The organism is Bacillota bacterium, from assembly GCA_023511455.1.
Classification (GTDB): Bacteria; Armatimonadota; HRBIN16; order HRBIN16; family HRBIN16; genus HRBIN16.
This window is the reverse complement of sequence record JAIMBJ010000056.1, coordinates 1-15,121: the sequence shown is the minus strand read 5'-3', so window position 1 is coordinate 15,121 and position 15,121 is coordinate 1. Positions and strand designations below refer to the sequence as shown.

The 15,121-nt window shown below is 60.7% G+C and carries 14 protein-coding genes and 1 CRISPR repeat array; of the genes, 5 read left to right on the top strand and 9 right to left on the bottom strand.

Annotation, left to right across the window (positions count from 1 at the left end):
• The first annotated feature begins 235 nt into the window (after window positions 1-235).
• From K6U75_16790 to K6U75_16780, 3 genes are all read left to right on the top strand, one after another.
• On the top strand, window positions 236-2,359 hold the full coding sequence (locus K6U75_16790) for a hypothetical protein (protein MCL6476690.1): 2,124 nt from the start codon (window positions 236-238) through the stop codon (window positions 2,357-2,359).
• Between the two features lie 86 nt (window positions 2,360-2,445).
• Window positions 2,446-3,129 carry a hypothetical protein gene (locus tag K6U75_16785; protein MCL6476689.1) on the top strand — a complete coding sequence of 228 codons (684 nt, stop codon included), beginning with the start codon at window positions 2,446-2,448 and terminating at the stop codon, window positions 3,127-3,129.
• Entirely contained in the window at window positions 3,122-4,552 is a 1,431-nt protein-coding gene (locus tag K6U75_16780) for a glycoside hydrolase family 55 protein (protein MCL6476688.1), read from the top strand. The genes K6U75_16785 and K6U75_16780 overlap by 8 nt, the downstream gene beginning before the upstream one ends.
• Window positions 4,553-4,655: 103 nt before the next feature.
• Here the strand turns inward: K6U75_16780 and K6U75_16775 are convergent, their stop codons facing one another.
• Window positions 4,656-5,225, bottom strand: a complete 570-nt coding sequence (locus K6U75_16775; GenBank protein MCL6476687.1) for a DUF1638 domain-containing protein — start codon at window positions 5,223-5,225, stop codon at window positions 4,656-4,658.
• Window positions 5,226-5,369: 144 nt separating this feature from the next.
• On the opposite strand from K6U75_16775, the gene K6U75_16770 reads away from it, so the two are divergent.
• Entirely contained in the window at window positions 5,370-7,550 is a 2,181-nt protein-coding gene (locus K6U75_16770; GenBank protein ID MCL6476686.1) for a DNA translocase FtsK, read from the top strand.
• Between the two features lie 207 nt (window positions 7,551-7,757).
• Window positions 7,758-8,576, top strand: a complete 819-nt coding sequence (locus tag K6U75_16765; protein MCL6476685.1) for a hypothetical protein — start codon at window positions 7,758-7,760, stop codon at window positions 8,574-8,576.
• On the opposite strand, the gene K6U75_16760 is transcribed toward K6U75_16765, so the two are convergent.
• The 8 genes from K6U75_16760 to K6U75_16725 form a co-directional block, all read right to left on the bottom strand.
• Entirely contained in the window at window positions 8,559-8,768 is a 210-nt protein-coding gene (locus tag K6U75_16760) for a hypothetical protein (GenBank protein ID MCL6476684.1), read from the bottom strand. The two genes, K6U75_16765 and K6U75_16760, sit on opposite strands and share 18 nt — an antisense overlap.
• Window positions 8,717-8,992: a hypothetical protein gene (locus K6U75_16755; GenBank protein MCL6476683.1), complete on the bottom strand. Its 276-nt coding sequence runs from the start codon at window positions 8,990-8,992 to the stop codon at window positions 8,717-8,719. Before K6U75_16755 ends, K6U75_16760 begins: the two co-directional genes overlap by 52 nt.
• Window positions 8,989-10,182, bottom strand: a complete 1,194-nt coding sequence (gene ispF / locus K6U75_16750) for a 2-C-methyl-D-erythritol 2,4-cyclodiphosphate synthase (GenBank protein ID MCL6476682.1) — start codon at window positions 10,180-10,182, stop codon at window positions 8,989-8,991. The genes K6U75_16755 and ispF overlap by 4 nt, the downstream gene beginning before the upstream one ends.
• 3 nt (window positions 10,183-10,185) lie before the next feature.
• Window positions 10,186-11,334 (bottom strand): TRAM domain-containing protein, encoded by a 1,149-nt coding sequence (locus tag K6U75_16745; GenBank protein MCL6476681.1) that lies wholly within the window; start codon window positions 11,332-11,334, stop codon window positions 10,186-10,188.
• An 84-nt stretch (window positions 11,335-11,418) separates the two neighbouring features.
• Window positions 11,419-12,015: a UbiX family flavin prenyltransferase gene (locus tag K6U75_16740; protein ID MCL6476680.1), complete on the bottom strand. Its 597-nt coding sequence runs from the start codon at window positions 12,013-12,015 to the stop codon at window positions 11,419-11,421.
• Window positions 12,016-12,525: 510 nt separating this feature from the next.
• Window positions 12,526-13,940: a CRISPR direct-repeat array (repeat unit 37 nt; unit sequence GTTGCACCCGTCCTTCGGGACGGGTGAGGATTGAAAC).
• Between the two features lie 274 nt (window positions 13,941-14,214).
• Window positions 14,215-14,679, bottom strand: a complete 465-nt coding sequence (locus K6U75_16735; GenBank protein MCL6476679.1) for a hypothetical protein — start codon at window positions 14,677-14,679, stop codon at window positions 14,215-14,217.
• 16 nt (window positions 14,680-14,695) lie between these two features.
• The gene (locus tag K6U75_16730) at window positions 14,696-14,881 is read right to left on the bottom strand and encodes a hypothetical protein (GenBank protein MCL6476678.1); all 186 of its coding nucleotides are present in this window, start codon (window positions 14,879-14,881) and stop codon (window positions 14,696-14,698) included.
• A 49-nt stretch (window positions 14,882-14,930) separates the two neighbouring features.
• On the bottom strand, window positions 14,931-15,121 hold a 191-nt coding region (locus K6U75_16725), incomplete at its 5' end, for a hypothetical protein (GenBank protein MCL6476677.1).

Here is a 15,121-nt window from a genome sequence, read left to right as displayed (position 1 = left end):
TATTTCCGGGGATTAAGACGATGTGACATTTCAAATTGGGAATAAAATAGGACATTTCAAATTGGAAACCACAACACCCTCCGACCAGCTTGACATTGCTGTGCGCCCTGTGTTAGGATGTCCTCGATGCAGAAGGCTCTCGCGAAGGAGGACGAAAAGCCGCTTCCTTCGCCGTTCGCCCCCTCGCCTCAGCCTTCCCCGTTATAGAGGGTCACTCTGGAAAGGAGGAACCGTGATGAAACCACTCAAGTCGCCCATTCTGGCAATGGCATCAGCGACCTTTCTCCTGGTGTGCTGCTTGCAAGCGTTCGCGCAACCGTTCACCTATCAGGGGATGCTCAAAGAAAAAGGCGTTCCCGCGGATGGACTCTACGATTTCGTTTTCCACCTGTACGAGTTTCCCTCGGGGATCGGGCGACCCATCGGCACCATCACCGTGGACGACCAGAAGGTAACCGGCGGATTGTTTACCGTGTCGCTGGACTTTGGCGCGGTGTGGAACGGTTACGACCGCTACCTGGAGATTGGCGTACGCCCGGGGAACAGCACCGGTAGTTACACGATACTCTCGCCCCGGGTCAGGGTAAACTACGCTCCATACAGTGTTCTATCTCTTTCGTCTTCTTCATCGCAGAGCGTACCATGGAGCGGGATTACCGGTGTGCCCAGCAGCTTCCCACCCGGAGGTCCTGCCGGCGGGGACCTCAGCGGTACCTACCCCACCCCCTCCGTGGTTGGTCTTCGGGGACGCCCGGTGGCAAACACTGCGCCCGGCTTGGGACAGGTGCTGAAATGGGATGGCAGTGCATGGTCTCCCGCGGCGGACCTGCAGGACGCCTACTGGCAAGCCTCCGGCACCGATATTTACTATCTCGCGGGCAAGGTGGGTATCGGCACGAACCGTCCGGACAGCCCGCTTCATGTGGAAAGCAGTATCAACGCGCCATCCGCGCGGTTTGTCAACCGGGGAAGCGGGCTATGGTCTCTCGGTGTGGAAGGTGCGTCCTACGCGGAAACGGGCAGGGGGGTCTTTGGCTTCGCTGGAAGCACGACCGGCGATAACGCGGGAGTGTATGGTCAGACCAGTAGCGACCGCGGCAAGGCGGTCCGTGGCTGGGCAAGCGCCGCCTTCGGATGGACCTACGGTGGACTTTTCGAGGCGGTGAGTCCGCTGGGATGCGGCGTGCAGGGCGAATCACCGGCTTTAGGTGTGCGCGGTATCGCGAGCGCCTCTGGCGGCGAGGCTTACGGCGTGCATGGGCGCACCTCCAGCACGGATGGCTACGGTGTGTACGGTGAAGCCAGCGCATCCAGTGGTTACAACGCAGGGGTATATGGAATCAGTCGCAGCAGCACCGGCAGAGGCGTCGTGGGAAACTCGCCCTACATCGGCGTTTTGGGAGCAACCGACGCCTCCAGCGGATTCGCCTATGGTGGCTGGTTCGAGAGCGGCAGTACCGACGGACGCGGGGTGCTCGGATATGCAACCGCCTCTTCCGGAACGACTTTCGGCGTGTATGGTCGGAGCAACAGCTCGTCCGGTCGTGGCGTGTACGGCTGGGCTTCCGCGTCCAGCGGCTACACCTACGGCGTGTTTGGTCAGAGCTCCAGCACGTCCGGTCGTGGAGTCTACGGCTGGTCCTCCGCCACCAGCGGAGACACTATCGGCGTTTTGGGTGAGAGCGCCAGCCCCTCTGGCTACGGCGTGGCTGGTTGGGCTTACGCCACCAGCGGTAGCGCCCTCGGAGTGTATGGTCAGAGCGACAGCACGTCGGGACGGGGCGTATACGGTTGGGCGACTGCTACTAGCGGCACCAATTACGGCGTGTATGGTCGGAGCGACAGTTCCTCTGGCTATGGTGTCTATTCAGCTGGGCGATTTGCCGCCACGGGCACGAAATCGTTCCAGATTGACCACCCACTCCACCCCGAAAACGCCGTCCTGAACCACTTCAGCGCGGAGGGACCGGAACCCTACAACATCTATCGTGGAACCGTCGTTCTGGACGCACGCGGGGAGGCATGGGTGCTGCTGCCCGACTACTTCGAAGCCATCAATCGCGACCCGTCCTACCACCTGACTGCCATCGGCGCGCCGATGCCCAACCTGCATGTGGCGGTGGAAATCCAGAACAACCGATTTAAGATTGCAGGCGGTGCGCCGGGCAAGAAGGTGTCGTGGGAGGTGAAAGCCATCCGCAACGACCGCTGGGTTCAGGAATATGGCTACCGCACCGAACAGCCGAAGACTCCGGAGCATCGGGGCAAGTACCTGCATCCCGAGCTGTACGGTCAGCCGAAGGAGCTGGGCATTCACTACCGTCCGGAACAGGAGCAGGAACTGCCGATGAAAAAGTAGCCCTCACCCCACCCCCTCTCCCGACGCTTCGGGAGAGGGGAGCGGGCATCTTGACGACGTCGTGTAAAGACAAGGAGGCAAACCACATGAGAACAGCACTCTGTATCCTGTGGCTGATGGCGATTGCCACAGCAGGCTACGGGCAATCGGGTGGTAATTATGACCTCTCGTGGGGTGTTATCGCAGGCGGAGGCGTCACCTTCAGCACCGGAGGAAACTTCTCACTCGGCAGCACCATCGGACAACCTGTGGCGCTCGGAGCCACCCCGCTGCACACCGGAGGCAATCTTGACCTCACCGACGGCTTCTGGTTCGTACGCTACGCCACGCTCCGCGGGATAGTGAGACTGCTCAGTTTCGGTGGAAACCCCACCAGCATCCCGGTGGAACTGCAGATACGTGCCCCAGGCAGTCTCGTTCCGTTGCAGGTGTACACGCTCGCACTGAACGCATCGGGGGCGTATTCGCTGGTGGCTCCGCTGGATGGAGTGTACGACCTCTCGGCGAAGGCGTCGCACTGGTTGAGGCACACTCTACCCGGTGTATCCATCGTGGGCGGTGGCGTGGCGAACTTCTCTCTGGTGAACGGAGACGTAGACGGAGATAACGAGGTGACGCTGTTTGACTTCGGCGCGCTGGTGGCGGCTTTTGGCAGTATGTCCGGCGACAGTAACTGGAACGCAGAGGCGGATTTAGACGGGGACGAGGAGGTGACGCTATTTGACTTCGGCATCCTCGTGAGCAACTTCGGCGCCATCGGGGATGATTAGTTTGCGGCACGTGAGCCGCGCCATCAATGCCTATCACCTGTGGGACAAGTGGCACAGGAAAGGCCTCGTCGCCGGCGAATCGGAAGGCAAATACCGTCTTGAGGAGCATGTAGAGATGGATGACTTCGTTTTCCTGCGCAGGAGCTTACTGAAAGGCATCGGTTCGCTGGCGGCACTGACCGCTTTCACTGAGGGGGCAGGGATGCACATAGCCCGAGCAAGCGTTCCACCAGAGGAAGAACCCAAAGGCGTGCTGAACGTGCGGGACTTTGGCGCGAAGGGCGATGGCAAAAGCGACGACACAGAAGCCTTCCAGAAAGCCATCGATGCCGCGCATGCGATGGGCGGAAATATCGTGTTCGTTCCGCGCGGGGACTACCTGATTGCGGGCACGCTGGAGGTGCGCGAGAACGTCGTGCTGGAGGGCGTGTTTCGCGGACCCACGATGCAATCGCATCTTAAGGGAAGCACCCTGCTGGCGGTGGCGGGCAAGGGGCAGATAGACGGCACGCCGTTCATCGCCCTGCGCCAGAACGGTACCCTGCACGGCATCACCATCTTCTATCCTGAACAGGTGCAGCAAGACCCGCCGCATCCCTATCCCTGGACGATTCGGGGCATCGGCGATAACTGCACGCTGGTAGACGTGCTACTCGTGAACCCCTATCAGGGCATCGACTTCGGTACGTTCCCCGCAGGCAGGCACTTCATCCGCAACGTGGGCATGCAGGCGCTGTACCGCGGGCTGTACATCGACCAGTGCTATGACATCGGCAGGGTGGAGAACCTGCACATCTGGCCCTTCTGGGAGGTGTGGCAGACCCCACTCAAGCAGTTCATCGAGCGTGAAGGCATCGCCTTCATCATCGGGCGCACCGACTGGGAGTACATGAGTAACTGCTTCTGCATCGGCTACAAAATCGGCTTTCAGTTCATCCGCACCAAGGCAGGCTCGGCAAACGTGTTGCTGACGCAATGCGGTTCCGACGTAGGTCCCATCGCGGTGCGGGTGGAACACGTCATGGAACACGCAGGCATCTCCTTCGTGAACGGTCAGTTCATGGCAGGCATCGAGATCGAAGAGACCAACCCGGGGCCGGTCAAGTTCACCGCCTGCGGTTTCTGGGGTGTAGATACCACCGAAAGCCACGCGGTGTTGAAGGGCAGAGGGCACACCTTCTTCAACGGTTGCCATTTCAACGGCTGGGACCGGAAGAAGACGGGTGCGCCCTGCATCGACGCGCAACGAGGTGGCCTCACCGTCATCGGCTGTGACTTTATGGACAGGGGCAAAACGCACATCCGGTTGGGCTCCGGCATAGACTGCGCCACAGTGACGGGCAACCGCTTTCGTGGGCAGGAGGGCATCGTCAACGAAGCGGGCGACAAAGCACAGATAGGGATGAACGTGGTGACACCTTAGGCGGTCTGTTACTCCGCCCGGATCACTTCTTCCCAGTCGTACACGCCGACGACGCGCTGTCCCGGGTGTACGATGAGGAAATCGTCATCCCATTCGCCGTGAATCAGCTTGCGCAACAGTCGGCTGCTGCCTTCCAGCACCACGAGTTCTTTGCCTTCCGCCTCGGCGAGGGCGCGTTCAGGTGCCGGGTCTCGGGCAGGTCGATGAACACCACCCGGTTGCCTTCGGCGGCTTTCATGCTTGTGTAAAGCGTCTCGAAGATGTATCTGCCGTTCTCTTCGCCGTAGCGGGCGATATACTCTTCCAGAGTAGCATACAGCCCGGTGCGGGTGTAGGCTCCGTCGCGCTCCATGTAGCCCAGCGCGCTAAAAGGGGTGCTGGGTGCATCCGCAAAGTGCTGGCCGAGAAACAGGGTGCAGCAATCGTGCGCTCGTGGGATGACCAGCCGCGTGCGGCGCGCTGTGAGACTCAGCGTGGAGTTGCCACACAAGCCATATCCCAGCGGCGAGGCTTCCGCTTCGTCGATGCGCGACTGGATAAGCGCACGCAACGTCTCGCTGTCGTCATGCGCGCCTTTCGGGGTAAACTCCAGGTCTATCGTGTGCGGGCTATCTGCCACATGACGACAGACCTCGCGGGTAAGCACCTCGCAGGCAATCAGTTTCAGGTACACGGGTTTCCTCCATATCAGGCTCCGCTGCCTATTGTACCGTGTTCGGGCTGTGCTGTCAAAGGATGCAGGGAAACGCCAGATGTCGGTATAATAGCGGTAATGGTAATCTCATCTCACCTTCGGCACGCGAAGGGGGCATTGCCTATGTCCACCCGTATTCGCAAACCGGAACCCGTCTCTCCGGTGGTCATCAGCCGGCGAGTGTACGACATCGTGGGTATCGTGCTGTTTACGCTCGGCGCGGTGGTGCTGGTGAGCCTGACCACCGCCGAGAACGGCTACCTGGGGCAATGGCTGAGCGAGTTACTGCGTCGGCTGGCAGGGCTTGGGGCATTTGCCGTGCCGCTGTTGCTGATGCTGCTGGGCACGTTATTCCTCATCGGCTACGAGCGTTTCTCCTTCACCAACACCTCGTGGGGCGCAGTGCTGTTGTTCCTCACGTTTACGGGATGGGCACACGCGCTGCGCGTGCCCTTCGAGCGCAACTTCTCTGCCGAAAGCCTGCGTGTGGGTGGTGGCTACATCGGTGGTGTGATAGTCTATGCCGTGCATTCTTTGCTCAATCTGGCAGCGGTGTATATTGTGCTGACGGCTCTCACCATCATCGCGGTGCTGCTGATTGTGGACCTGCCGTTCGTCGACATCGCCCGGCGTACGATTGCAGGCTGGGTCAGGGGATTCCAGCTGGCGCAGCAGGGGGCGCGTACGGTGAAGGAGAAGGGAGCAGGGGCGGCGCGAAAAGCGGGCAAAGAGGATGTGAAGCGCACACTGGCAAGCAGTGACAATCGCGCCGTGGCACAGGCTCCTGCTCCGAAGCGCAGCTCCAACCTGATAGAAGCGGTACAGCAACGGCTCGCCCGCGAGTCCACCCCGGCGGTCGCGCCGTTGAACGGTGAGATGGTGGAAGAGTATGAGTACCCGCCCCTGTCGTTGCTGAAGGAACCCGCGCCGCCCCCCAAGCGGATTCAGGCGGAGCTCTCCGAAAAAATCCGCATCCTCGAGCAGACTCTGGACGAGTTCGGCATCGGCGCGAACGTGGTGGAAATCGCGCACGGTCCCACAGTCACCCGCTACGAGGTGCAGCTGGCGCCCGGCATCAAGGTGAGCAAAATCGTCAGCCTGGCGGACAATCTGGCGATGGCGCTGGCGGCAATCGACGTGCGCGTGGAGGCACCCATTCCGGGCAAATCCGCCATCGGCGTGGAAGTGCCCAACGATAACCCGCGTATCGTCACCCTGCGGGAGGTAATCGACACCGACGAGTTCCGCAACGCCCCTTCGCTGCTTACCTTCGCTCTGGGCAAGGATGTGGGCAACGAGAACCGCTATGCCGACCTCGCCAAGATGCCGCACCTGCTCATCGGAGGGGCGACCAACTCCGGTAAGAGCATGTGTCTGAACGCGCTGATTGCCAGCATCCTGTATCGCGCCACGCCGCGCGAGGTGAAGTTCATCATGATCGACCCCAAGCGGGTGGAGCTGTCGCTGTTTGACGGCATCCCGCACCTGATGTGCCCGGTGGTGAAGGACGTGAAGCAGGCATCGGGCATCCTGCGCGCCGCCATTAAGGAGATGGAGCGGCGGTATGACCTCTTCTCCCGCACCGGCGTGCGCAACATCGACGGCTACAACTCGCGCGTGGGCGAGGAGGAGAAACTGCCCTACGTGGTGATTGTGGTGGATGAGCTGGCAGACCTGATGATGCAGGCGGCGGCGGAAGTGGAAACCTCGATCTGCCGGCTGGCTCAGCTGGCACGGGCGACGGGTATCCATCTGGTCATCGCCACACAGCGCCCCTCGGTGGACGTTATCACGGGTACCATCAAGGCGAACATCTCCTCGCGTATCGCGTTTGCGGTCTCCTCGCAGGTGGACAGCCGCACCATTCTGGACATGGCGGGCGCGGAACGGCTCATCGGGCGGGGGGATATGCTGTTCCTGCCCATCGACGCCTCCAAGCCCACCCGCATTCAGGGGTGCTACATCAGTGAGCAAGAGGTGGAGGCACTGGTCAAGTTCCTGAAGCAGCAGGGCGTGCCCGAATACACGCTGACCCCCATCGACAGCGGCTTCAGCACGCGCGACGACATCGAAGAGGAAGACGAAGACGAGCTCTTCGAGCCGGCGGTACGCCTCGTGGTGATGAACGGGCACGCTTCCACCAGTCTGCTACAGCGACGGTTCAAAATCGGCTACACCCGCGCCGCACGGCTGATCGACATGATGGAAAAGCGAGGCATCGTGGGACCGCTGGACGGCGCGAAACCCCGCGAGATACTCATCACCCGCGATGAAATGGAAGCCATGTTCCAGCGCGAACCCTAGCGGATACTCCTAGGTGAGCCGAAAAAACATGCCCAACGGGCCGTCTGGATGGGATTTGGCAGATTTGCCGGAAAACCCTCATACAGATTTGCCGATACGACAATTATTGTGTTATACTTTATTTACCATCTCCTTCACGGTCCCACGCCGGACCCGCTTGCCGTTACGTGCCGGTTTTCACCTGTGGAAAGGATGGGTTTTTATGATATGACAGGTACCCGTGATACTGCAGGTGGCGAGGGCAACATTATCCCCGAGTATGTCCTGTACAAGCCGATGCACATGCATGTTCGCGCACAGGAAGGTGTGTTCGCCTTATACTGCACACCTTTTTCCATGCGTCCCTGCGTGGACATCTTCCAGAAGCATCTGCAGGGGAGGCATCTGCTGGTGTTCAGTCCTGTGCCTGCGGAGTGGTTTCAAGGACGCGGACTGCAAGCACACTCAGTACCTTCTTCCTTCCAGCTCGTGCCGGCACAGCACATGCACCATCTGCCCTTCCAGTCGCTCGAGCGCCTTCAGTTTGCGGACACCGCCCTCTTGCCTGAGGAACTGGAACCCCTTGATTTGAACCGCCTGGTGGTCGACACATTCACCTCCGCGCTGTGGCACGAGCTGGTGGACACGGTAATCGGTAACCTTCTGTATGCCGAGATACGAAGCGACTGTTGCGTGCACCTGATATGCAAAGAGCGTTCTCTGCTGAACATCGCGTTGTCGCGCTTTCTGCGTGCCTACACGCAGTATCACCTGTCGGAGGTTGCTCTGCCAGAAGATTTTCCCCCGCTGGTGCTGGAACAGCTCTGGTACTATGCGGCGCAGGGTCTGGCGCCGCTGGGCGTGGAACGCACCCCAAACGGTGTGGAGCTGAAGGTGGCTCTGGGCACGCCCGAGCCGGATGCGTGTGTGGCGTCGCCCCCCTGCCCGCATGTATCGCAGATTCAGCGGGGATTTATCCTGCACTGGCATGGCAGTGACTGGAATATCTGTAGCACACAGGAACTGGACCTAACGCAGCCCCGGTGAACCCATCATCAGCCACACCCCGCATACCACCATCAGCGCGGAAACGGTCACCGGTAGCCACACGGGACCAACCCATGGCACCGGTATCGAAAACAGCACATCCAGAGTCTTCAGCGACTCGGGCCAGCGAATCAGCCACTTCAGGAACACGTAGTAGAAGATGTCCCACACGCCGAAAGCCAGCAGGAACACCCCCAGCATCTGCAACGCAGAGCCAGCGTGGCGAGCATGACGATGGTGGCTACCTCGCGCCCCATCTCGGTACGCAACATGCTCGGGGGCATCCTGTTCTCGAACTCGGGAATGCGGGTGAAGCGTATCGGGAGCGCGCCCAGCTTCACCGGGTAATACAGGGCACGCAGGTACACCACCACCGCTGCCTCCACATAGCCCATCGCGATGGCAAACAGCGTCACCAGCAATACCTGCTCAGCGTGGCGATGGCGTAGCAGGCGATGCCCTCCTCGCGCCCGATGAAGCCCATGCGCTCGCTGGTGGTGGCTTTGATGTTCACCCTGTCCACGTCCACCTGCAGCACCGAGGCGATGCGCTCGCGCATGGCGGGCACGTGGGGGCGCAGGCGGGGCGTCTCCGCCAGCACCGTCACGTCCACGTTCACCAGACCCCAGCCGCCTTCCCGAATCCTTGCCCACGCGAGGCGCAACAGCTCCGCACTGTCGGCATCGCGGTAGGCGGGGTCGGTATTGGGGAAGTGCGTGCCGATGTCGTCCATCCCCGCTGCGCCCAGCAGGGCATCGGTAATCGCGTGGAGTACCACATCGGCGTCGGAGTGGCCGGCTAATCCCCGTGGCGCAGGGATGTGTATCCCTCCCAGCATCAGCCGCCGCCCCTCCGCAAAGGGATGCACGTCGTAACCGAAACCGGTGCGTGTTTCGCCGCCCTCCAACAGAATCGCCTCCAGCCGTGCAAGGTCTTCGGGGTAGGTCAACTTGATGTTGCCCGGGTCGCCCGGCACCACGCTCACCGGATAAAATCGCTCCACCAGCATCGCGTCGTCGGTCGGTGCGCCCTCGCGGAAGTCGTAACGCTGGTATGCTTCGCGCAGGATGTCCACTGCGAAGCCCTGCGGCGTCTGCACCGCCATCAGCTGCCATGTCTCGCCGCCGGCGTGCCTTTCGCGGGGCAGGGTCTGCTGTACCACGCCTGCGGCGTTCACCCATTTGACGGTATCGGGCACGCGCAGGGCGGGGATGGCGGCACCGGTTTGGCGGGTGGCGTGCAGCACGCGCGAGATAAGCCCACTGGAGACCGCTGCCCGCGCCGCGTCGTGCACCAGCACCCACCGGTCCTGCGCGGGAACCGCCTCGAGCCCCAGATGCACCGACTCCCACCGCTCCCGCCCGCCGCGCACCACCGCCACCACTTTATCGAGCGGTTCCGTCTGCGCGCGCAGGCGGGGCAGCTCCTGCTCTCTGCCCACCAGCACGATGTGGTCTACCTCGGGATGCTCCTGGAAGGCGCGCACCGCCCACCCCCACACGGGCACGCCGCCCACCAGCGACCACAGCTTGCCCCCGGCGCGCCCGAACCGCTCGCCCCTGCCAGCCGCCAGTATCAGGGCGCAGGTGCCTTCCACGCACACCACTTCCTACCGCCGCCGACGCAGACGCGCTGCGCGCAGGTCTGTCCATTCGCTGGCTTCGCTCTCCGAAGTCTTCACGCTGGCGAAAATCATCTTGCCCGCCACCGTCTGCAGCACGCTGGTCACCAGCACGTCCACATCCTGGTCGATGTAGTCGCGCCCGCCTTCCACCACAATCATCGTGCCGTCGTCCATGTAGCCCACGCCCTGATTGGGCTGGTTGCCCTCCTTGATGATGCGCACCCGCATCTCCTCACCGGGCAGTACCACCGGCTTGAGGGCGTTCGCCAGCTCGTTCACGTTCAGCACCGGCACGCCCTCCAGCTCGGCGACCTTGTTCAGGTTGAAATCGTTGGTCACTATCACGCCGTTGATGCTCTTGGCGAGGCTCACCAGCCGCTTGTCCACCGGCTCGTTGGGGTCAGCCATGTCGTCGTAGGTGCGCACCTCCAGATGCCGCTCCTTCTGCATCTGGTTGAGGATGTCCAGCCCGCGCCTGCCCCGCGCCCGACGCAACGAGTCCGACGAGTCGGCGATATGCTGCAGCTCGTCGATGACGAAGCCCGGCACGTAGATGGGGCCCTCGATAAAGCCCGTGCGGCAGATGTCCGCAATCCGCCCGTCGATAATCACGTTGGTGTCCAGAATCTTGATTCTGGGCGTCTCTTCGTCCAAAGCACCTTCCGTTGTGGGAAGCACCACGCGCAGGTCTTTCATGCTCAACACCGCCACGGTGCTGAGATACACAAACGTGATGCCCACCACCAGCGTGAGCGGAATGCCGACAAGCCCGTATCGGCTGAACAACACGGCAAAGGGCACGGTCAACAGCACGCCAAACGTGCCCCCGACGGTCAGGGCGATTTTCTCGCGGGTGGACGCGCTCTCGATCTGCTTCTGCACGTTCAGCACGAAGCGGAATATCTCCGAGCTGAGGATGACGCCGATCAAGCCGCCCACCACCGTCAGCGCAACCCGCACGGTGAGCTGAAAGTTGCGGTCGTCCAGAATGTTGGGAGTGTCGGCTTGACCTGCGCCTGTGGGCAGCAGTCGCCTCAATGTCTCGATGAACCACGGCGTGGACTGATACCCCACCACCAGACCGAGGATGATGAGGAGCACGGTCAACGTCCAGCGAAAGGAACGCGCGGACATAGTAGTAATGCCTCCTTGAACGGTGATAATGAGTGCGTATTGTACCAGTTTATACCTTCGGGGGGCTTTTTCCTTGCAGTGTAGTTACTCCTCAACTTGCCACTGGCGCATAATCTGCTGTTCTACCCCCAATAGCTGCAGCACCCGCGCCACCACCGTATCCACCAGCTCCTCGACCGTGCGCGGACGGTGATAGAACGCGGGCGCGGCAGGCAGCACCACTGCACCCGCCTCCGTGAGCGCAGTGAGCGTGCGCAGGTGAACCAGATTGAACGGCGTCTCGCGCACCACCAGAATCAGCTTCCGCCTCTCCTTCAGGCAGACGTCCGCCGCGCGGGTGAGGAGGTCATCCGAAACGCCATGCGCGATGCGCCCTGCCGTGCCCATCGAGCAGGGGATAATCACCATGCCATCGTGCCGGAACGAGCCGCTGGCAGGCGGGGTGAAATAGTCTCTGGGGTTCAGGAACACGATGTTGGGGTAATCTTTACCCAGAAGGCTCTGAGCGCAAAGGTCGTGCGGATCGATGTCCAGACCCAGCTCCGTCCGCGCGACGGACAGCGCATGTTCCGAAGCGATGACCAGCAGCTGCTCGAAGTGCTGCGCCGCGTGATGCAGGAAGCGCACCGCGTACATCGCGCCACTGGCGCCTGTGATACCCACCACCAATTTCCCCGTCAAACCCTTCCCTCCTGACGACCCCCTGTGGGACGCAGAAACGCCTGCAACAGTGTGAACACGAATATTATACCTTCCGACCAGAGGCGGTTGCGATGGATGCCCGCCGCACTGCGTGACCCGCGATGGTAGCGACCCTTTGCGCCCAGGATGAGCTGCGTCGCCACAGGAGGCGGCGGCTATAATCCGCGACACGGCGAACAGCTGTTCCCGTCTGGTTCGCACTCAACGTATTGTCACTTTGATGTCAATAATAAGATTTCCATTAGTGTATTGCCTTTTGTTATGCTTTTTTAGACGATGTTTACGATACTTGCTGACACTAGATTTCCGCGAACCCCAATTGATCACGGTGCAAGCGTGAGGTTCGCGGGCATGGATGTAAGCCAGATTACTTGACAGATATGCTGAAAGCGTGTATAATAGCATGTAGAGTGGTGCGCCGCGCGGTTCCCAGCCCCTTCGGGGCCGGGAAATTCGACCGGAGTGTTGAATTTAGCGCGGTTGTACGACGTTGCACCCGTCCTTCGGGACGGGTGAGGATTGAAACAGCAAACGCAACAAGAGTCTTGCGCGACTTCCATGTTGCACCCGTCCTTCGGGACGGGTGAGGATTGAAACGTGTGGCAATCCCTCCGAAAGAGTTTCGCCCCGGGTTGCACCCGTCCTTCGGGACGGGTGAGGATTGAAACTACCAGTACCGGTGCTGAACAGCTGCCAGTAGCTGGTTGCACCCGTCCTTCGGGACGGGTGAGGATTGAAACTCCCAATGCAATCCCAGAGTTCTGCGTCTGCAACCGTTGCACCCGTCCTTCGGGACGGGTGAGGATTGAAACGGTATGCACCACACTGAATCCACTGTCTCGCACTTCCGTTGCACCCGTCCTTCGGGACGGGTGAGGATTGAAACCAAGATCCCCTGACGCTGCAGCTTCGCTATTCGAGTTGCACCCGTCCTTCGGGACGGGTGAGGATTGAAACACCTGGAGCTGGAACAGGGCAGCCGCTTATGGATTGTTGCACCCGTCCTTCGGGACGGGTGAGGATTGAAACCAGTGGGCTTGGCAGCAACGGCGTCTGCTGGAGCGGTTGCACCCGTCCTTCGGGACGGGTGAGGATTGAAACCTCCATAGACATCATCGAAGAATTGGACATTGACAGGTTGCACCCGTCCTTCGGGACGGGTGAGGATTGAAACAGTTGGGCGTACGGTACTTTGCTCTGGGCTACCAAGTTGCACCCGTCCTTCGGGACGGGTGAGGATTGAAACACAATTGTAAAGTTTACATACGCGAGCCATTTAGCAAGTTGCACCCGTCCTTCGGGACGGGTGAGGATTGAAACATTTAATGACGTTAATGAAGCAGGGTTTAGGTTACAGTTGCACCCGTCCTTCGGGACGGGTGAGGATTGAAACCGGCAAACAACTGGGCTGCGCGGTCGGCATACTCCGAGTTGCACCCGTCCTTCGGGACGGGTGAGGATTGAAACAAACAACGACATCTGTTTCATTGTTCTACCTCCATGGTTGCACCCGTCCTTCGGGACGGGTGAGGATTGAAACCAGAGCGGCTACGTCTATCTCAGGCCGCACCTGACCGTTGCACCCGTCCTTCGGGACGGGTGAGGATTGAAACAGGTCCTGGGTGTTCAGGAACGTCCGAAGTGATGGCGTTGCACCCGTCCTTCGGGACGGGTGAGGATTGAAACGACGCCACCACGTCCTCCACGCCATAAGCACTATAGGTTGCACCCGTCCTTCGGGACGGGTGAGGATTGAAACCTCCATCAGCGGCTCGAACGCCGCTGGGTGGATAGTTGCACCCGTCCTTCGGGACGGGTGAGGATTGAAACCATTTCGGACTCCGCCGCCTGCTGCTGGTCATGCAGCGTTGCACCCGTCCTTCGGGACGGGTGAGGGTGGAGACAGCTGTTTGTCTGGGGGACTGCTTGTGTGATGTGCCTCTGTCCGTCCTGACGCATTTCAGGAGTTACGCAGTGCCGATGAACACCCTGCCAGACATGCTTTTGCCGCGACGGGAAAAACAACGGTCTGTCCTGCACAGCGGCACAGAAGCATGTCTCATCAGTGCCCTGAGCGTCAGCGAAGGGTCTGTGCGGTTGGTTGGTCTCTTCAGGTCGACAGATACGGACCAGCAGGCGAACTAACCCGCCCACGCAAACGGACTGGGGCGTTCATGGCTATCGGAACACGTAGGTGGCATACCAGTCGATGACCCAGCGCAGAAACCGAATGAGCGCGGGCATCAGGAGAAGCACCAGAGGCCATACCACGAACACCTTCAGTATCGCCACCAGCGGTGGACCGCAGACAGCGCGCTCCAACGCCCGGTCGAGGGCATCTCCAAACGCACGGAGCGCACGCAGCAGGCGACTCTTCGGTTGCGGCGGCGGGGGCGGAGGGGGACCCAGGAGCCGCTCCTCCATCGCGCGGAAGAACGTACCCATGCCTTTGTACAGGGCGCGTGTGAAGATGCGGTTCACCGTAAAGACGCCGTTCAGCAAGGGGGTGAGCACCTTCTCATCCCACTCTTTCCAACGCAACTCGCGCTCATACCAGTCGGGGGTATCCAGTATCCACTCGTAAGACCCGTCCGGCTTCCTGCGCTTGCGCCACACCAGTTTGGGCTTGCCCTGCGCTGACATCGGTGCTCTGTTCCTCCTACGGTGGGTCTCGGGGGTCTACCTCCGCGTTGTTGGGGGAGGAAATCATCGGTACAATCAACAGTGTGCCGAGAAAACCGATGACCGGTCCAAAGAGTGCGCTGAGGATGAGAAACAGCACCGGCGCTGCCAGACATCCCAGACAGCACCCGTCCACGGGCCGGTCAGGCTGTGGGTGTTCCATCCTGATACACCTCCTGCATGACTATTATGCACTGATTTTTCAGGCGCAATCACTGCCAGAAATACATGGTTTTTGCAGGAGGGGTAGACCGCTTCGGCGTTTGCGATACAAAGCGACATCCCTTGACCGTCTGCGCGAAGCGAACCATCTCCTTCACGTTGCTGAGATGCTTCGCTAACGCTCTGTTAGTATAGACGTGGGAAAGAGAACATGATACACTCTTTCCACACACCGCCGAGG